At 42.6% G+C, this 19,580-nt stretch carries 17 protein-coding genes; 11 read left to right on the forward strand and 6 right to left on the reverse strand.

The window, feature by feature from the left end:
* The first annotated feature begins 53 nt into the window (after positions 1-53).
* From AAFF35_RS09890 to AAFF35_RS09910, 5 genes are all read left to right on the forward strand, one after another.
* Positions 54-1,013, forward strand: a complete 960-nt coding sequence (locus AAFF35_RS09890) for a FecR family protein (RefSeq protein ID WP_342332287.1) — start codon at positions 54-56, stop codon at positions 1,011-1,013.
* Between the two features lie 132 nt (positions 1,014-1,145).
* A complete protein-coding gene (locus AAFF35_RS09895; protein WP_342332288.1) occupies positions 1,146-4,502 on the forward strand; it encodes a TonB-dependent receptor in 3,357 nt (1,118 codons plus the stop codon).
* Between the two features lie 18 nt (positions 4,503-4,520).
* Positions 4,521-6,044, forward strand: coding sequence for a RagB/SusD family nutrient uptake outer membrane protein (locus AAFF35_RS09900; RefSeq protein WP_342332289.1), 1,524 nt, complete (start codon positions 4,521-4,523; stop codon positions 6,042-6,044).
* Positions 6,044-7,921: an alkaline phosphatase gene (locus AAFF35_RS09905; protein WP_342332290.1), complete on the forward strand. Its 1,878-nt coding sequence runs from the start codon at positions 6,044-6,046 to the stop codon at positions 7,919-7,921. The genes AAFF35_RS09900 and AAFF35_RS09905 overlap by 1 nt, the downstream gene beginning before the upstream one ends.
* A 149-nt stretch (positions 7,922-8,070) precedes the next feature.
* Positions 8,071-9,423: a PhoH family protein gene (locus tag AAFF35_RS09910; RefSeq protein WP_342332291.1), complete on the forward strand. Its 1,353-nt coding sequence runs from the start codon at positions 8,071-8,073 to the stop codon at positions 9,421-9,423.
* Positions 9,424-9,495: 72 nt separating this feature from the next.
* Here the strand turns inward: AAFF35_RS09910 and AAFF35_RS09915 are convergent, their stop codons facing one another.
* Positions 9,496-10,038 (reverse strand): DUF2807 domain-containing protein, encoded by a 543-nt coding sequence (locus AAFF35_RS09915; protein ID WP_342332292.1) that lies wholly within the window; start codon positions 10,036-10,038, stop codon positions 9,496-9,498.
* Between the two features lie 200 nt (positions 10,039-10,238).
* Between AAFF35_RS09915 and AAFF35_RS09920 the strand changes: the two genes are divergently transcribed.
* The 5 genes from AAFF35_RS09920 to AAFF35_RS09940 all read left to right on the forward strand — a co-directional run bounded on the left by AAFF35_RS09920 (position 10,239) and on the right by AAFF35_RS09940 (position 13,961).
* Positions 10,239-11,213 (forward strand): prolyl oligopeptidase family serine peptidase, encoded by a 975-nt coding sequence (locus AAFF35_RS09920; protein ID WP_342332293.1) that lies wholly within the window; start codon positions 10,239-10,241, stop codon positions 11,211-11,213.
* Positions 11,214-11,310: 97 nt separating this feature from the next.
* Positions 11,311-11,823: a hypothetical protein gene (locus AAFF35_RS09925; protein ID WP_342332294.1), complete on the forward strand. Its 513-nt coding sequence runs from the start codon at positions 11,311-11,313 to the stop codon at positions 11,821-11,823.
* 57 nt (positions 11,824-11,880) lie between these two features.
* A complete protein-coding gene (locus AAFF35_RS09930) occupies positions 11,881-12,339 on the forward strand; it encodes a DinB family protein (RefSeq protein WP_342332295.1) in 459 nt (152 codons plus the stop codon).
* Entirely contained in the window at positions 12,336-12,650 is a 315-nt protein-coding gene (locus AAFF35_RS09935) for an antibiotic biosynthesis monooxygenase (RefSeq protein WP_342332296.1), read from the forward strand. Before AAFF35_RS09930 ends, AAFF35_RS09935 begins: the two co-directional genes overlap by 4 nt.
* 45 nt (positions 12,651-12,695) lie before the next feature.
* Positions 12,696-13,961 (forward strand): ATP-binding protein, encoded by a 1,266-nt coding sequence (locus tag AAFF35_RS09940; protein ID WP_342332297.1) that lies wholly within the window; start codon positions 12,696-12,698, stop codon positions 13,959-13,961.
* A gap of 56 nt (positions 13,962-14,017) precedes the next feature.
* On the opposite strand, the gene AAFF35_RS09945 is transcribed toward AAFF35_RS09940, so the two are convergent.
* Both AAFF35_RS09945 and AAFF35_RS09950 read right to left on the reverse strand, forming a co-directional pair.
* Positions 14,018-14,623, reverse strand: a complete 606-nt coding sequence (locus AAFF35_RS09945) for a gluconate 2-dehydrogenase subunit 3 family protein (RefSeq protein ID WP_342332298.1) — start codon at positions 14,621-14,623, stop codon at positions 14,018-14,020.
* Positions 14,624-14,627: 4 nt separating this feature from the next.
* Entirely contained in the window at positions 14,628-16,307 is a 1,680-nt protein-coding gene (locus AAFF35_RS09950) for a GMC family oxidoreductase (protein ID WP_342333359.1), read from the reverse strand.
* A 161-nt stretch (positions 16,308-16,468) separates the two neighbouring features.
* Between AAFF35_RS09950 and AAFF35_RS09955 the strand changes: the two genes are divergently transcribed.
* Positions 16,469-17,314 carry an AraC family transcriptional regulator gene (locus AAFF35_RS09955; protein ID WP_342332299.1) on the forward strand — a complete coding sequence of 282 codons (846 nt, stop codon included), beginning with the start codon at positions 16,469-16,471 and terminating at the stop codon, positions 17,312-17,314.
* A gap of 159 nt (positions 17,315-17,473) precedes the next feature.
* On the opposite strand, the gene AAFF35_RS09960 is transcribed toward AAFF35_RS09955, so the two are convergent.
* From AAFF35_RS09960 to AAFF35_RS09970, 3 genes are read right to left on the reverse strand one after another with little or no spacing between them, the layout of a single operon-like run.
* A complete protein-coding gene (locus AAFF35_RS09960; RefSeq protein ID WP_342332300.1) occupies positions 17,474-17,875 on the reverse strand; it encodes a VOC family protein in 402 nt (133 codons plus the stop codon).
* A 30-nt stretch (positions 17,876-17,905) separates the two neighbouring features.
* Positions 17,906-18,667, reverse strand: coding sequence for an AraC family transcriptional regulator (locus AAFF35_RS09965; protein WP_342332301.1), 762 nt, complete (start codon positions 18,665-18,667; stop codon positions 17,906-17,908).
* A gap of 46 nt (positions 18,668-18,713) precedes the next feature.
* The gene (locus tag AAFF35_RS09970; RefSeq protein WP_342332302.1) at positions 18,714-19,571 is read right to left on the reverse strand and encodes a DMT family transporter; all 858 of its coding nucleotides are present in this window, start codon (positions 19,569-19,571) and stop codon (positions 18,714-18,716) included.
* Between the last annotated feature and the right edge of the window lie 9 nt (positions 19,572-19,580).

The following is a 19,580-nucleotide window of genomic DNA, read 5'->3' on the forward strand; positions in this document are numbered from 1 at the left end:
ATTTTAACACTTTAGGCTAGTACCATTCTTCTTTTGCTTTGACATGTAGTTAGATGACAAAGGAAGAACAGGCACGAGAGCTGCTGAGAAAATATATCGATAAGGAAGCTAGCCCTGCAGAAATAGCGCAGGTAGAAAGCTGGTATACGTCCACCCAGGACGGGCTTCCTCCTTTAGAAAAGGAGAGAAAACAAGCAATTGCAGAAAATGTATTACGGAAACTCCGCCAGGAGATGGAAAAAGAGGAAATCAAAACATTTCGCTTTTCTGCCTGGTATCAGATGCGCAAAGTGGCAGCCGCAGTGTTGTTGATTTCTGCTGCAGGTCTTGCTGGCTGGTTGTTCAGTAAGAAACAGGTGGTTGACGAACAACAACTGCTGTCGTTGACAACCAGGGCAGGGGAAAAGAAGAAAATTGTTTTTTCGGAGGGCTCTGAAATTATCCTTGGACCTTCTTCCCGTTTACTGTACCCCGCAAAATTTAAATCCAGAGATCGAACGGTATCCCTTTCTGAAGGCGAGGCTTTCTTTAACATCGCCCACGAGGAAGGCCGGCCATTTATGGTGAAAACCAGGGAAGACCTGTATACGAAAGTACTCGGAACTTCTTTCCGGATTAAATCTTACCATAAAAGCCGTCATATTTCTGTTGCGGTCATGACCGGAAAAGTGGCTGTAGGAAATTCCAACCAGGTATTTGGAACGCTGATCAAGGGACAACAAATTGCCTACGATAAAATTGATCAACGTGCAGAGATCAGTTATACTCCTGTAAAAACGTATGTAAACCTCAGGTTTGAGCATACCGAGCTGCAAGAGGTAGCCCGCCAATTGGAATATGCGTACAGCATTCACATTTCTGTAAATGGCGCTTCTGTTAAAAAGCTTAAATGTAACGCCACTTTTAACACCAAACAAAGCCCTGAAGAGATTCTGGACATCATTTGTAGTCTCCATCATCTCCGGTTCAGGGCATCTGAAGATCATAAAACCTTTAATGTATATAGAAAATGAAAAGATAAGAATGACCAATAAACCGGTACTGATCAGATCAGTACCGGAAAATTTGATTCGGCTGCCTAACGACAATTACACAGCCAACCTTATTTTAACACACCCTTACAGCGTATAAAAACAAATAAAAATATGAAAAAATCCTCATACAAGAGGTTACCAGCTCTTTATAAAGCCATGAAATATTCAGTGTTAACTTTTTCCATTCTATGCACCTTCTGCGGAACGCTCTTTGCTTCCCTGACGATGGCACAGACATTGGAAAAAAGCAGGGTCAGCATTAAAATTGCTGCGAACCGTACCACCAGTTCTATTCTCAAAGAAATTGAAGCCGGTACAGGACTTCATTTTGTGTACAATCCGGAATCCATTCGCGGAAATCAAAATCTGGCTGCACAGTCTTTTAAAAACGAAAAGGTCTCTTTATTACTCAAAATTCTGGGCTTCGACTATCAGGAAAAAGGCGGTCATGTGATCCTTAGAAATATCCCTGTTGCTCCACCAAAGCCTGATCGGATCCTTAAAGGAAAGGTGACAGACTCGGCAGGAATGGCAATGCCGGGGGTATCTGTCAATGTGATCGGCGGAAAAGCAACAACGACTGCCGGAGACGGAACATATAGCATCCCGGTTCCTGAAAATGCAGTGTTGTCTTTCTCTATGGTTGGTTTTAAGACCAGGCAGGTTAAAGTTCTGGACAACCAGGAAATCAATGTCGTATTGCTGGAAGATAAAGCCCTTTTATCTGAAATTGTTGTCGTAGGTTATGGCACACAGAAAAAAGCAACCCTTTCAGGTGCAGTGAGTGTCGTGTCTTTGGATAAAGTTTCTTCAAGATCTTTAAACAGTGTTGGCGAGGTTCTGGCCGGAAAAGCTCCGGGTGTAATTGTCACCAATGAAGGTGGAGACCCTACCTCATCACCACGCATCAATATCCGTGGTTCCGGAGGAATTAATGGAGAGAATGTCCTTTATGTAGTGGATGGGACTGTTTTTTCAGGTACACCTATTCTTAACCCAAATGATATCGAATCCATTTCCGTATTAAAGGATGGATCTGCAGCGATATACGGGGCGAGAGCTTCAGGTGGGGTAGTGCTGATCACCACTAAAAAAGGGAAAAACGGAGCCATGCAGATTACGTTTGATGGTAAGATCGGAACACAGGCTGCCTGGAGAAAGTTGGAACCTTTAAATGCGGAACAAAGAGCTTTTGTTGCAGAAACAGCCGCGAAAAACGGAAAGAGTGACTTGTTACCAGCCTTTGATGCTTCAAAATATCCGGATGGAAGAGTAACCCGTACCAATTGGTTGGATGAAGTTTTCAGAACAGGGGTGACTCAGGATTATAACCTTGGTCTTTCCGGCGGAACTGAGAAATCCAATGCCTACCTGAGTTTCAATTACCGTAAAGCGGAGGGGATTGTCTTGAATACCTCTGCCGAAAGATATAATTTTAGAATCAATTCTGATTATAAAATCAATTCCTGGTTGAAAATAGGAGAAAATTTTTCCTTTAGCAGTACAAACGGACAAGGCGCAAATACGATTAGTGATTATACCGGGGCATTGTTGTCTGCGGTCTATTATCCTACAAATGGAACGCCATACAATCCGGACGGTTCTTTCGCCGGATTACCAGGCGGAGAATTCGCAGGTGATTACGGGGATATTGTAAATCCTGTGGCGGATTTAATGAGAATAGATGTCAAAAGGCCGCAGAATGTTTTCATGATCAATCCGTATATCATGGTTGACCTGGCGAAAGGCTTATCGTTTAAATCTAATTTTAACCTGACCAAGGATTTCCTGAATTCTACGATTTTTACCCCTAAGCGACCGGAAGTAGGAAAACCGATATTGAGCAATTCCCTGGAGGTTGGACAAACCAGAAAGAGCGATATCCTTGCAGAACAAATTCTGAACTATAAGACCGATCTGAATCAGCATCACCTGGACTTTACAGGAGGCTTCTCCTTTCAGAAAACAAAATATAATGACTATTACGTAAAAGGGAACGGCTTTGATGATGAGGCGCCTTCAAAAAGATACCTGGTGAACGCTTCAACGTTTGAGCCAGCCATCACCAAATTTGAAGCTACTGCATTGTCTTCATTGTTCTTAAGAGCCAATTATAATTATGCAGATAAGTATCTGCTATCATTGATCGGACGTCGTGACGGTTCTTCTTTGATCCCTAAAAAAGAGAACAGATTCCGTAATTATTACTCTGTTTCGGCTGGATGGGTGCTGACAAAAGAGAACTTTTTGTCGGAAAGTACCTGGTTAAATGAACTTAAACTAAGGGGAAGTTATGGTTTATTGGGTAATCTGGGTAGTTTATCGCCAACGGATGTAAGTCCTTTATTAGACCGTACCACTTCCTATTTTGGACAAAACCCTGCTTTAGGGACTGGCTATGTTTCCGCTATTTTGGAGAATCCGGACTTGAAATGGGCGGAATCAAAACAAACCAATATTGGGCTGGATCTTGGAATCCTGAAAAATGCACTGACGGTTACTGCAGATTATTTTGTTAAAAATACAGACAAGATGATCTTTAAAAATCAACTGCCTGGAACTGCAGGTTTAGAGACACAAACCATTAATGCCGGTTTGGTCAGAGACCGGGGATTTGAGCTGGGAATAAATTATAACAGCAGTAAAGAGCGTGAATTTAATTATTCAGTAGGACTTACGGTAACCAAGGTAAACAATAAGGTGATGAAACTGGCAACTGGTAAGGATATAATGCCGTTGTCTACGAACTTTAGAAATGAGCTGACTCCTTTAGTAAATGCAATAGGACAGCCGCTCTACAGTTATTATGTACTGAAAACGCAAGGGATATTTCAAAGTCAGGCTGAAGTAGACCAGTATGTGGATAGTAAGGGGCAGAAAATTCAGCCTAAGGCCAAACCGGGAGATTTTAAGTTTGCCGATTTGGATAACAGCGGTTCAATCGATGCAAAAGACCGTCATTTTGCCGGAAGTGCCTACCCGGATTTCTCCTATGGCTTGAGTTTCAATGCGAGTTATAAAAACTTTGATCTTAACATTTTTGCACAGGGTGTATATGGAAACAAGTTGTTTAATGCAGTTAAAAGAACAACATATAGTGCGAGTGGTCCTTCCTATAATAAGCTAACCGGTATCCTGGATGCATGGTCGCCGGAAAATCCAGGTGGAAAAGTTCCGATTATCTCTACTTCAGATGCGAACGGCAACTTTAACGCTTCAGATTTTTATATAGAAAACGGATCTTACCTGCGTCTGAGAAATCTGACGTTGGGTTATAGCCTTCCTAAATCTCTTACCAATAAGATGAAAACAGGGGCGGTTCGCATTTATGCGACTTCAAATAACCTGTTTACGATCACCAATTATTCTGGCTTTGATCCTGAAATCGGGATGAGTAACAATGGTCTGGATGTAGGTAGATATCCACAAGCCAGAAGCTTCCTGTTAGGTCTTAGCGTGAATTTATAATTTTTAAAAGAAACAAAAATGAAACAAAATATAAAATATATAGCGGTAGCTGCACTTGCCTTTTTAACATCGTGTTCAAAGCAACTGGATATTATTCCCGAGGGTGCTCCCTCGGCTCAGAACTTCTGGAAAACTCAGGAAGATGCTTTAAAAGGTCGAAACGGACTGTATGAGAAATACAATGATGAGAACTTTTATGGTAGAGGGATGTTCTGGTTTATCAATGCCAGTGATGATATGGTGACCGGAAGAAATAAACCGGAAGCAGATAACATTAAAAATTTTAATAAGACTTATTTGGGAGGTGGATATACCGAAAGCCAGTGGTCTATGCGCTACGCCATTATCAAACGTGCAAATGACATCATTAAAAATGTTCCGGCGATTGCAATGGAGGAGTCACTGAAAAAGGCAATCATCGGTGATGCCTATTTTAATGCCGCACTGGTCTATTTCCAGCTGGCTGCAAATTATGGAAATGAAAAAGCCGGTGTTCCTATTGTTGGCCTGGATACGGATCCGGCAAAGGCAATCCCAAGAGCAAAAAATGTAAATGAAAATTATGATTACATCATTCAGTTGTTTGAAAAGGCAGCGGAACAACTGCCTTTCTTTACAGATATGAAAGCTGAAGATTACGGAAGGGCACATAAAACTGCGGCATGGGCTTATTTATCAAAAGTTTATCTCTATAAAAAGGATTATGCCAATGCAAAAAAATATGCGGATATGGTGATCAATTCCGGTAAACATGATTTGGTTTTAACGGGTTTTGCAGATGTATTTAAAGCGTCGAATAACTGGTCGAAGGAATACATCTGGTCTGTAGTATGTAGCCCTAGTGCGGGTGGCACAGGCTGGGGAAGTAAATTACCAGGAGTAATGCTCACCAATAAAGGCTGGAGCTTGTACAATGGATGGGGTTATTATCTGCCTACTAAAGAACTATATGATTCTTATGAAGCAGGGGATAAACGTCGTGAAGCTACCATCCTGAAGCCAGGTGATAAGTTCATGTTTTTCGGAATGGAACGGAGCTTTACCAAAGATGGAGGAGCAACCTCAGATTACCAGTTCAAGAAATACATGGAGCCTTTCTCTTATGCAAATCCTATTCCTACACATGTAAATCCGAGTGGTGATAATATGACTACTGACCTGAATGTGCCATTAATGCGTTTTGCAGAAGTCCTGCTCATCAAAGCAGAGGCTGCAATCTTATTAAATGGTTCAGGTGCAGGTGATACAGAATTAAATAAAATCAGGCTTCGTGCAGGATTACTTGCCAAAAGCGGTATGACCATGACAGACCTGAAACGGGAACGTCGCAATGAACTGGCCGGAGAGTGGGCCGATCGTCATCGCGATCTGGTAAGATGGGGAGATGCAAAGGCAACCTATGCTTTGCCATTACATGACTCTCAAGGAAAAGAAATCTGGGCTTCCAGAGCATTCGATCCACAGATTCATGATGTATGGGCGGTTCCGCAAAGAGAAATTGACAATAGTGGAGGAGTGATTACTCAAAACCCAGGCTGGTAATGAGAAATGAAATGAAAAATATGGTTCGTTGTGCGTTGTTTGTTGCTGCTTTATGGGCAGGGGAAGCAAAGGCACAACGCCCTTTAAATGTTAATTCTGGTCATAGTCATAACGACTATCACCAGAATATTCCACTGTTGACGGCCTATTATGCAGGGATGGGGTCTATTGAAGCGGATGTTTTTTTAAAAGACGGAGCCTTGTATGTGGCGCATGATCCTTCAGAAATAAAGACAGGTATCACCTTGAAAAAACTGTACCTGGAGCCTTTGGCTGGCTTTTACCGCCAAAATGGAAACAGGCCTTATTCCGATTCTACGCACAGATTACAACTGGTGGTCGACATTAAAAAAGACTATGCAAAAGTGCTTGCCCAGTTGATCAAAGACCTGGAAGGTTATCAGGATGTATTCAACAGCAGCAAAAATCCAAAGGCGATCAGGATCGTTATTAGTGGTGATGTTCCTGTACCGGCTGACTTTAAGAATTATCCGGATTATATTTCCTTTGATGGTCGTCCCTATACCACCTATACGGAGGATCAGTTGAAACGGGTGGCCATGATCAGCGATGACATCAAGAACTATACTCCCTGGAATGGAAAAGGAAATCCAACGGCTCCGGACCTTGCTAAACTGACTGCGGTAATCGAAAAGGCACATCAACAAGATAAGCCATTTCGCTTTTGGGCCACCCAGGACAGTCCAAATACCTGGATCGTACTGGAAAGATTGGGGGCAGACTGGATCAATACCGATCAGCCTGAAAAGTTAAAGGAATTTTACCTCCACAAGGATAAACTCAGTTATACGAATCCGGTCGCTTATCCGGTATACACTCCGGAGTATAAGATTGACGGATTGCAAAAACCGGTTAAAAATGTGATCCTGCTGATTGGAGACGGAATGGGCCTGGCACAAATTCATGCTGGTTATATTGCCAATCATGGACAGCTCAATATGAGTAACATCCACAACATTGGCTTTTCACAAACCGCGGCGGCGGATGCAGGAAATACGGATTCTGCTGCCGGTGGTTCAGCTATCGCCATTGGCGAGAAAACCAATAACAGATATATTGGGGTAGGTGCTGATCAAAAGAAAAGAACGAACCTGGTAGATACCCTGGCCAATTATGGCATCAAAAGTGGCATCATCAGTGTTGGCGACATTACCGATGCTACTCCTGCCGTATTTTATGCGCATCAGCCGGACCGCTCCATGAGTTCAGAAATTGCTGCAGATTTGCTGAATAGTAAAGTGGAAATTTTGGTAGGTTCCAATCAAAAAAGCTTTTTTAAAAATAAAGATGCGGCTTTGATGAACAAACTGGCAGATCAGGGATTTAAGCTGAATACGAGTGCTGATGGTTTTTACAAAGAAAGCAAGGGCAGGCAACTGGTATTGCTTCCTGATACAGCAACCCGTCCGGTGAAAGATGGCCGGGGAGCATTGTTAAAGGAAGCCTTAGTCCATAGTTTGAAAATGCTCTCTGCAAATAAAGAAGGTTTTTTTGTAATGGCTGAGGGCGCGCAGATCGATTACGGAGGTCATGCAAACGACCTGCCTTATGCGGTAACTGAACTTCATGATTTTGATAAAACGGTTGAAGCTGCTTTACGCTTTGCTGATCAGAATGGAGAAACTTTGGTGCTGATCACTGCAGATCATGAAACAGGAGGACTGACCTTATTGGATGCCTCAACAGAAAAGGGGATGATCAGTGGTCATTTCAGCACCAACGACCATACCAATATTATGGTTCCTGTATTTGCCTATGGGCCTGGTTCAGCGGAATTCCGCGGGACTTATGCCAATAATGAAATCTTTCATAAGATCCTTAAGGTGATCGGATTGAAAAACAAAAAGAAAAAATAGAAATACCCCGCCCGGCTGTTTTCAGTTCAGAAAGCGGTCGGGTTTTATTCCCGCTGCTGCATTGTTTTAAACAATTCCCAAGCTCTTCTCTTGAACTTATTCCATTAATTAACAAAATTTATTTATGATTTTCGCTATTTTTAGGTGTCATGAGTAAATCTATCCTACAGCGTACATCCGTCAAAAAAAAGATCTTTGTATTGGACACTTCGGTTATCTTATACGATCACAATGCTTTCAATAATTTTCAGGAACATGATGTGGCGATTCCCATCCAGGTTTTGGAAGAACTGGACAACATGAAAAATGGGAATGAAACGAGAAATGCAGAAGCAAGAAGTTTTATCCGGCTGATGGACAATGCTTCCGGAGAGCAGGTCATGAACAAATGGATTCCATTGAAAGGGAGTAAGCGCGGCCATTTTAAAGTGGTGATGGATTATAGGCCTTCCCTTTTGGATGCCGAAGCCATCTTTGGGGCTGGTAAATTTGACCATCGCATTTTAAATGCAGCATTGAGCCTGAAGGAAGAGTTTCCGGAGAAAAAAATCGTATTGGTTTCCAAGGACATTTGCCTGCGGTTAAAGGCCAAATCCCTGGACTTACACGCCGAAGATTATGAAACCGGCAAAATTAAAAATGTCGATGAACTTTATACCGGAAAAACGACGCTGACAAATGTGAGTATTGAGCTTCTGGACGAATTGAAGGCTACCGGAACTGCAAGTGCGGATCAGTTGGAACTGGCTCCGGAAACAGGCAATCATTTTTATATCCTGAAAAGTAAGCGGAAACCCATTACCGCTTATCACGATGTGAAAGCAGGAATGATGGTGACGGTGAAAGCACAAAAGGTGTTCAACATTGCGCCCAGAAACGAGGAGCAGAGCATGGCGATCCATGCGATGTTGAATCCGGCAGTAAAGCTGGTCACCATACAGGGAAAGGCCGGAACGGGAAAAACATTACTGGCCATTGCCAGTGCACTGGAACAACGTAAGGATTACCGGCAGATTTATGTAACACGGCCAATTGTGGCCCTGAGTAATAAGGATATCGGCTTTCTTCCCGGTGATGCGAAATCAAAAATAGACCCTTATATGGCGCCCATCTGGGATAACCTTCGCTTTATTAAGGAACAATATACCGATGACCCAAAGGCTCAGGCAAAGATCGATGAGTTTGTAAGTACGGAAAAAATCGTGATCGCCCCTCTGGCCTATATCCGGGGACGCACACTTACCAAAATATTTTTTATTGTGGATGAGGCCCAGAACTTAACGCCGCATGAGATCAAAACGATTATTTCCAGGGCAGGGGAGGAAACCAAGATCATTTTTACGGGCGACATCTATCAGATTGATACGCCTTATCTTGATGCTGAAAGTAATGGCCTGTCGTACCTGATCGAGAGTGCTAAAAACCACCCTTTGTATGCACACATTACGCTGGATAAGGGAGAACGGAGTGAACTGGCCAATCTGGCGAACGATTTGCTTTAACACAAAAAAACCGTTCATGGTTTAGAACGGTTTCTTGTTGCGTATAAAAACGCTTTGGGCGGTAAATTGGTCTTAAAGTTTAGCGATCACAAAGTCATTCAGGTTTAATTTAGAAACCTCGTTTCTAACCAGGTGGTGTTCTGCTGATGAACCGCTTAATTTTAAATCAGACTGACCTTTCATATCGGTATAAAGACTACCTACTTTTGCATTTACATTTGCTTTAGCCTCATCTTTTAAGAAGATCTGTAATACCTGAAGGTCGAAATCACCACGGGTTTTTACATTGGCAGTATTTGAGGCATCAATCCTTTGCAGGTCTTTTACATGTACATAAATCGTAGCAGGGTTTTTCTCTGTAGAGTTGATGTACAAAGTATATCCTTTTTGTTTAACGGTTGTGTTTTTATTCAATTCGTCGTTCGAAGTAATGGTTTCTGCATTGCTTTGTATCAATACTACTTTGGCGTTTCCGGTTACCACTACTTTATTAAACTTTACCGTAGCTGAACTGTGGATTGGTGCTTTTTCTTTAGCGAAAGTGCTGAATGCTGAAGAAGTTAAAACGATGGCTGTTAGCGAAGAAGCGATTAGGGTTTTGATGGCAGTTTTCATATCTTTTAGTTTTTAAGTTTTTAATTATTTTGTTGTTGTTTTGTAGATAAGACATCATCCGGGCAGAAACGTTTCAGCGGTTTTTGCGGCATTAGACCACGTGGAAATAGCAGTCGACCAACGGCCAATAGTATTCGACCAATCGACGAAAATATTTTCGTCGATTCCCTTATCTTAGTAAGACTTTAACCTTAAACCATATGATGAAGAAAACCTGCTTAAACCTTTTTCTTTTGATTTGCTCCTGCAGTAACATCGTTTTTGCACAACAAACTCAGGAAAAACTGATCATAGAACAAAACTACTTACTCTTCCTTCCGGAAGGTTACCAACAGGATTCCCTTAAGAAATTTCCTTTGGTATTGTTTTTACACGGCAGTGGTGAACGTGGGAGTGACCTGGAAAAAGTTAAAATAAACGGAATCCCCAAATTGGTGGAAGCGGGAAGGAAATTCCCTTTTATTTTGGTTTCTCCCCAGGCACCTGCAAATGAAGGCTGGGAAAGCAAGGATCTGATGCGCCTGATGCGATCTCTACAGAAGAAATACCGTATTGATGAGGATCGTCTGTACCTGACGGGTTTAAGTATGGGGGGCTACGGCAGCTGGGATATGGCCATAAAATATCCCGGACTGTTTGCTGCGGTAATTCCCGTTTGCGGAGGTGGAGACAGCTCGAAGGTCTGGCTGATGCGAAATACCCCGACCTGGGTGTTCCATGGTGCTAAAGATGATGCCGTTCCGCTAAAGGCCAGTCAGGAGATGGTGGATGCACTTCGCATTCACAATCCATCCGTAAAGTTTACGGTTTATCCGGATGCCGGTCATGACAGCTGGACTGCGGCCTATAACACAGATAGTTTATACACCTGGATGCTCAGCCAGAAGAGATTTAAATACAGTCAGATTCCCCTTGTCAAAGCCGATCTGGAACGTTATCAGGGCTATTATGTGAACAGCTTGAGGAATGATACCATTAAGGTGGATGCGGGTTCCGGAGTGTTGATCGGGAAGATGAGAAACCATCAGGTCGAAATCAAACCCTATCAGGAGAATAAATTTTTCATCAAAGAAAACGAACCTGTCGATATTGTGTTCTCTGGTAAAAAAAGAAAACAACAATTTGTAATTAATGATGAAAGACAATATGTATATAAAATGATAAAAAAAGAATAGTCATAGTTTCTTAACATTTTCATTTTTTTACCATAGATCAAGATTGGTGGAGAAAAAATACCTCAGATTTGTACCAGAAACAAATAACCAAACCGTCATGGCACATCTGATTAAGAAAAGATCATTAGGCGTTAATGAGATTTTAAAAGAAGTTAACACCGAAAAAACATATTTTGTATATACCGCAAAAGGTATCCGTATCATGAAAGTGATCGTATTTCTTTTGCTGGCAGGTATCCTGGCCAATCAGTTCTTACAACGAAATGTAGGAATAGTCAGACTTCAACCAGTAGCAGAACTGAAAGGAACCTTACTTTTGGGAACGCCGTTGAAAAATGTCGATATTCTCGACTTGAGCAATATTGCTCCTTTTATGAAAAATAAGCAGGAAGCAGAATTGAAAATAAAAGGACACATTTCAAAAGTGAACGTCAACGGTCAGATGGAAATGAGCTTAAATGATGGTAAAGTACTCAAACTACACCATCGCTCAGGTTCAGAGACCTTCAAAACACTGTTGTCGAAAGAAGTGGTGATGTCAGGAAGGCTATATAAGATCGACAATACACCGGATCTTGCTTACGAAATAAATAGCTTATTGGTCTTGTAAATAAGACTGTTAAGTTTTCACGATTTTTAATAACTTGTCCTTCATAAATTCAATTTTATGAAGGATTATTTTTTCAATCTGCTGGAGTTTGACTACTGGACCAATGCCAGACTACTCGCTGCAATGCAAGGCGCAACGGAGATTCCTCAACGCGCGCAAGACCTTTTTAACCATTTGATCGCCGCCAGCCGCATCTGGGGGAGCCGGATGGTCGGAGAAATGCAGGACGTAGAAGTCTGGGCAAAATTTGACATGGCAAACTGGCAACAGGAACTGGATCACAACAGGGCATTGATCGGAGATTTTCTTCACAGCATCGAGGAGGAAGACCTGAATAGAAAAGTTCATTATTATACCACTAAGGGAGTCAGCTATGAAACGGGTATTTCTGATATGTTAACCCACGTGATCGTCCATTCTGCATACCATCAGGGACAGATCGTTAGCCTGATCAGGCCATTTTTGACGGATGCTCCAGACCTGAATTACATCACCTATATAAGAGAGAAAAAATGATTTTAGAAGTTGCTGTACTGGACGTAATTCCTTCCGAAGCCAATTCCTTTGAGCGTGATTTTGCTACTGCATCGCTGATCATCACTAAGATGAAAGGATATCAGGGGCATCAGCTGCAGCGCTGTCTGGAGGTAGGGAGCAGGTATCTTCTGCTGGTCAACTGGGATACTTTAGAAGATCATACCATCGGATTCAGACAATCTGCGGAATACCAGGAATGGAAAAAGCTGCTGCATAAATACTACGATCCTTTCCCAAGGGTAGAACATTATGAAATGGTTGTTCCAAGGCCGATTGTGGATAAAGGATAGCCAAATAACTTTAACTTTGTGCTTCCTAATTTTAAGATTCTGAATATGGCAAATCATGTAAACATCACTTCTACCGGTATAAAAAAGGTCTTGCGTCTTTATAATGAAAAGCAGGCGCTTGCAGAATACATCTGGAATGGTTTTGACGCTAAGGCGGATACCATCCGGATCGATTATACCCATAATGAACTGGGGACATTGGAAAGCCTGAAAGTTTCGGACAACGGATACGGGATAAACTTTGCTTATCTGAAGGATAAGTTTAATCCCTTTTATGAGTCGGAGAAAGCTATGGAACAACGGATCCACCTCCATAAGTCGACCATGCACGGAAAGAATGGGGTAGGAAGGCTTACCTTTTTCACCTTTGCACACCATGCCGAATGGAACACCACTTATGAAGAGCAGGGGGTCTATAAAAACGGAAGTATCCAGGTGGCTATCGGCGGACTGAACAATTACGAGTCTACCTTATTAAATGAGGATGTAAAGACCACTACAACCGGAACTACTGTTTCCTTTTCAAATATCCAGCTTTTTAAAGAAACGATGGAGTTGAGCATTATCCCTTATTTACAAGCCGAATTCTGCTGGTTCCTGGAACTGAACAAAAACCGTGGATTTTCAATTGTCATCAACGGACAACCTTTAACTTATCAGGATAATATCATTGATTACGAAGAAGGATTGGTATTCCGGTATCCGGATAGCAATACCCAGTTTAAAGTTAAGTTTATACAATGGAAGGAATCCTTACATAAGGAATTATCTAAGAATTATTTCATCAATCATAAAGGACAGGAAGTCTATAAAGATTATACTACGCTGAACAAAAAGGCCGACGAGTATTACCACAGTGTCTTCATTGAGAGCGAATTCTTTAATGAGTTTGATTTTAGCAGTTCCGACCATGATGCACAGGTGAAGCTTTACAGCCGCACTAAATCTTCTTCAGAATATAAATACCTGATTAAAAAGGTCAATGAGCTTTTGAGAACGAAAAGAAAACCTTTTTTAAAAGAGTTTTCCAATAAGCTGATCGAGAAATACGAATTGGAAGGAGTGCTGCCAAAATTTGAAGCGGAAGAACAAACGAAAAGACAAGACCTCGTAGAAACATTAAAGGTGATCTATGAGATTCAACCCAAATTATTCAGCGGTTTAAGTATCGATCAAAAGAAAGCATTTGTCAGATTGATTCATGTGCTGTTGAATTCTGCAGACCGTGGGCAATTGTTCCAGGTGATAGAAGGAATTGTGGAAATGGAAGCGGAAGAAAGAGAAGAGCTGATGAGCTTTTTGGCGATATAAAAACAGGGCTAAAGAGAATGAAAAAAGGGTGCTCAAAAGAGCACCCTTTTTTTGGATCAGGCCCAGGCCTTATCTCCCTTTTTATAGGGAACGGACCCTTCATATTTACCTGGCACAGCCATATAGCGTAAGGCCTGTGTACAACCGGCTTCCGAACTGAAATAACCCAGCATGGTCAGTTGTTTCATCATCAGGAAATAATGATTTGACAAACCCGGAAAATCTTTATCCTTTTTTCGTTCTGCTTCTTCCAGTTCCCCCTTTTTTGACTGATAGGTTTTTGCTTCTTTATCCAACGCAACCAATAAGGACAGCCGCTGTTCTGCACTGGCTTTCATAAAGCCGGTTTGATGCATCTGTTCACAAGCTGCATTCAGCGTTTTTATCCCCTCTCTAAAGGCTTTCTGGTCTTTTGTTTCATAACAATCGGTCACCATGACTGTCATAAATTGCCCTACGTTTGCCGCCTTGGCACCCGGGGTTTTTGTTTCCGGCAATATGGTTTCTGAAACTTCGTTCAGAAAATCAATGTCTTCTTTACTGAAAAGCTGCTGCCGACCTGTTTTAGGTTCCGGATTACAGCCGCTAAGGAGCGCATTGCCACCAATCATCACGCTACCGGTAAGCAAAGCAATCATCTTTAAAAGTTCTCTTCGTTCCATATCGTCAGAGGTTGTTTTTCTTTAATTCCGTTACCGCATAATCTGCAGCTCTGGCGGTTAAGGCCATATAGGTTAAGGAGGGGTTTTGGCAGGCGGCAGAGGTCATACATGCGCCATCGGTTACAAATACGTTCAGACAGTCCCAGATCTGGTTCCATTTGTTTAACACAGAGGTCTTTGGATCTCTTCCCATTCTTGCGGTTCCCATTTCATGGATGCCATGTCCCATGTCATGTCCGCCATCCCAGGTACTTACGTTTTTCACCCCCACGGCCTCAAACATTTGCTTCATTTCTTCCTGCATGTCTTTTCGCATCTTAAACTCATTCTCCTTTAATTCCGCATCCATAGACAGGACAGGCAGACCCCATTTATCTTTCTTATTTTTATCTAATGAAATCTTGTTTTCATGATAGGGAAGGATCTCTCCAAAAGCTGTTGCACCAATTGTCCATTGCCCGGGTTCGGTCAAAGCATCCTTAAAATTACCACCCATATTCAACTCGGCTATTTCTCTGCTCCATCCTTGTCTGCTCGCACCTCCCTGATAACCAAATCCACGCAGGTAATCTCTTTTATCACCCGATAAATTGGCAAACCTGGGGATGTAAAAGCCATTCGCCCTTCTGCCGAAAACATACTGGTCCTCGTAGCCTTCAATTGTTCCCTGAGCACCAATGTTATAATGGTGGTCCATTACATTATGTCCAAGTTCGCCGCTGCTGCTCCCCAATCCGCCGGGCCATACACTGGTGGCGGAGTTAAATAGAATCCAGGCTGTATTTAAGGTAGAGGCGCATAAAAAGACGATTTTACTGTGGTATTCATGGGTTTTATTGGTTTCTGTATCTAAAACCTCTACACCTTTTGCTTTCTTTTTGTCTTTATCATATAAAACCTGTGTGACTAATGAATAGGGCCTCACTGTCAGGTTACCTGTTTTCATGGCGGCAGGCAGGGTGGAGGATTGCGTACTGAAGTAACCACCAAAGGGACAACCTTCCCAGCAACGGTTTCTAAACTGGCACTTCGTTCTTCCGGGGATGGCGGCAGTAAGGTTGGCGGTTCTTCCGATGATGAGGTGGCGCTGATCTTTGTAATGCTTTTTCAGCCTTTCCGCGACCTCCTTTTCTACACAGTTCAATTCCATAGGAGGGAGGAAATGACCATCGGGCAATTGAGCGAGGTTTTCTTTAGAACCACTGATTCCTGCAAATTTCTCTACATGGTCGTACCAGGGGGCGAGATCCGCATAGCCGATTGGCCAGGGAACGGCAATTCCGTCTTTTTCATTGGCTTCAAAATCCATTGGACTCAAGCGGTAAGATTGCCTTCCCCATAGGATGGAGCGGCCTCCCATGCGGTAACTGCGCCACCAGGTAAAGGGTTTGACTTCTGTATAGGGGCAATCTTCTTCATTTGCCCAGGCATCCATTACTGCTTCTGAGGCGGCCCAGCCACGATGTATGACCGGGTATTTCTTTTTTTGCTCAACCGTGGTTCCTCCCCGGTGTTCAAACTCCCAGGGGTTCTTTTGAGCAGTTGCATAGTCTTTAATATGTTCATAGGGACCGCCGCGTTCCAGCATTAAAACTTTTAAGCCTTTTTCGCAAAGTTCTTTTGCTGCCCAGCCGCCACTGATGCCGGATCCGACGACAATTGCATCATAGGTGTTGTCTTCTATCATCTCTTGTTCATTTAGGTTTTATTTGGTTATTTTAAATGTACAGCTTAATCGGAAGGTGCTTCAACTGCTATTTATCGAAAAAAATACGCTATCTGATCATTTGTTGTAGCAAAATACAGTATTTTATGGTTAATATAGCAGTTGAATAGCCATGGGATATGAAGACACTGATTCAGAAAATTCATGTGGAAGAACACCATTCTTTCGCCTGCCGGACGTATAAAACACCTGATTTTGAAACGGCCTGGCATAAGCACCTGGAATGTGAGTTAATCCTGATCACAGAAGGAAACGGGACTGCATTAATCGGAGATTATATTGGAGAATATAAAGAAGGTGATGTCTTTTTTTTGAGTCCGGATCTGCCGCATTGGTTTCGGAAATCGGAGCATAAAATGATAGGAAGTGCGATTGTGATCCATTTTCTGAAAGACTTTATGGGGGAAGTTTTTTTATCCCTGCCGGAGCTGAAGAACATTTGCAGGCCATTGGAAAACAACGATACCGGGATTCAGCTGCAAGGGCAACTGGCGGAGGAAATTGCCGTCATCATCAAACAAATGGAACAGGAGACAGGTCTGGAGCGGATTCAGCTGCTTTTAAAAGGAATGCAAAAGATCGGTACTTCCACGGAACAAAAAACCATTACCACTGCATTTGACAGCCTGGCCGGAGGAACAGAAAATGCAATGATAGAGACCATCATCGACTATTCATTTAAGCATTATCTGGATCCCATTTCCCTGAAAGAAATGGCCGAAATGACCAAAATGTCTATCCCCTCCTTTTGCCGCTTCTTCAAAAGAAACATCAAAAAGAGCTATTTTGATTTCATTAAAGAAATCAGGATCGGACGTGCCTGTAAATTGCTGCGGGAAACCAATCGTCCTGTGTTGAATATTTGTTACGACAGTGGGTATAACAGCTGGCCGAATTTCAGCAAGCAGTTTAAAGATGTCACAAAACTTTCTCCATCACAATACAGAAAGCAACACCTGGCCTGAGTCATTAAATCACCTGAAGTACCGTCTTCCCGTTTTTACTTTTCTCCTTCGGCGCTGCTGCCGGTTTTTGAATGCCGGCAGGCAATGTCGTTCCAACCTGCAGCAGCCTGTTCCAAAGGATATATGGTATTGCCATATACTTCTTTCATAGGTTGTTTTTTAGTATTCTGAGTGTAAGGCGACCCTATTTCCCTCGGTATCTACAAACTGAGCAATAAAGCCAGCGGGGATTTGTGTTCTTGGAACCAATACCTTTCCTCCGCAAGCCTCAATTTTGTCGAGCACCTTTTGAATATCCGGACTGGCATTGATATAAACAACAGTTCCGTCCTGAGATGGTTTGGAAAATTCGTTTTTTAACAGAACTCCGGTCACCCTTCCTGAAGTGGCCTGAATAACGTTGGGGGTAGAGGGGAAAAAAGTAAGTTCCTCCTCGCCAAACTGCTGTGTATTCATTTCGATATCAAGAATGGTTTCGTAGAATTTCTTTGCCCTGGCCGTATCTGTTACCGGGATTTCGAACCAGTTGATTACGTTTGTTTTTTCGCTTAATTTTTCCATAATAATTTTGTTAGCTGTTATACCGCAAAATTATTCCTTCTTAAGTGTCGATAATTGTATAAATCGGTTGTTTTGATTTTCTGCGAGTACACCTGGCGTAACGCCTGAGTATTTTTTTACTTCCCTGATGAAATGTGCCTGATCACTATAATTCTGCTGTGGATACAGCTCTTTTTCATTCAAATGATCAAAAGAAGCACGGTAACGGAGAATCGTACAATAGGATTTTAGTGAAATCCCAAACTGGTCTTTAAAATACTGACTGATTTGTCTGTTGCTCCAGAGAATGGTATTGGAAACTTCTTCCGCAGTGATGGAACCATTGGATGCATATAAGGTTTCAAACAGGTGCAGTTTTCTGTTGTCGATGTTCTTACAGAGACGTTGATGCATTTTTTGCTGCAATGTTCCAACCAGTGCATTGAAGTCTGTTAAATCCCTGAGTTCAAGTCCCCAGAAATCCGGAGGTAAACCTTGCTCTGTATTTACCAGCGCTGCAATGCTTTCTTTTAAAATGTATTCTGAAGCAGGTAATTTAAAACTGATCCCGAAAATTGTTGTTTTTCCCGGAACGACAGATGTGGTTTCCTGATTCCATAATCCGCTTATAGAGACCCGGATAGGTTGGCCCTCCAGGGCACGAAAAAGAAGGTCAAAATAGCCATCCGGGAGGATGCTAAACTTTTTTTCCTCCTGATCGGGATTGTGCACCGACCAATAACATTTTACAAAGCCGGACAACAAATCGTCAGGTGCTGCCCTTTGATATTCTACGTCGTTTGTCTCTTGCATAGGAATGCATGTGATTTGGTTCTACAAGATAACGCTCAAATTTGAATTATAATGTCTCTCTTTTTGAAGTAATTGTTGCACCTGCGCTGGCGATGATCACAAGGGCTACGGAGCAGTATTCCACCAGAGAAAGATGTTCGTTTAGGAACACAATTCCACACAACGCGGCAACTGCGGGTTCAAGACTCATCAGAATACTGAAGGTCCTTGCCGGCATCTGACTAAGTGCGCTCATTTCCAGGGTAAAGGGAATGGCGCTGGAGAGGAGAGCCAATGCGGCACCCATCAAAAGTAAACCAGGCGTTAAATTCCCAAATCCTCCACTGCCAATTCCAAAAGGGACTACGAGTAGAGTGGCAAAAATCATCCCTACAGAAACGGCATCTCCGCCTTTCATCACTTTAGAGATCTTGCCGCCAAGAACAATATAAGTTGCCCATAATCCACCGGCAAGTAAAGCGAGCAGGACGCCGATTAAATCCAATCCTTTTTCCGACCAGGGTGCGATCAGCGCAATCCCCAATGCTGCGAGTAATACCCAAAGGTAATCCATGACCTTCTTGGAATTCAATACGGCCAGCAACAAAGGGCCAATAAATTCCAGGGTAACGCCCAGTGCAAGAGGGATTCTCTTAATGGCCATGTAAAATATAAGGTTCATCGCGCCCAATACCAGTCCGTAGAGCATTACCGCTTTCCATTGTACTTTAGTGAACGTTTTGAGATTCGGCCTGTTGGCGATGAAAAGGATGACGGCCGATAAGCCAATTCTCAGAGAGGCGGTACTCGCCGGACCTATCGCTGGAAAGAGGCCTTTTGCAATTGCAGCCCCGGCCTGAACACTGATGATGGCCAATAAAACTGCAGGTAATGGTGGTATTTGAAGCAGTCGATTGTTTTTCATAATGGGCCG

This window comes from Pedobacter sp. FW305-3-2-15-E-R2A2 (genome assembly GCF_038446955.1).
Lineage (GTDB): Bacteria > Bacteroidota > Bacteroidia > Sphingobacteriales > Sphingobacteriaceae > Pedobacter.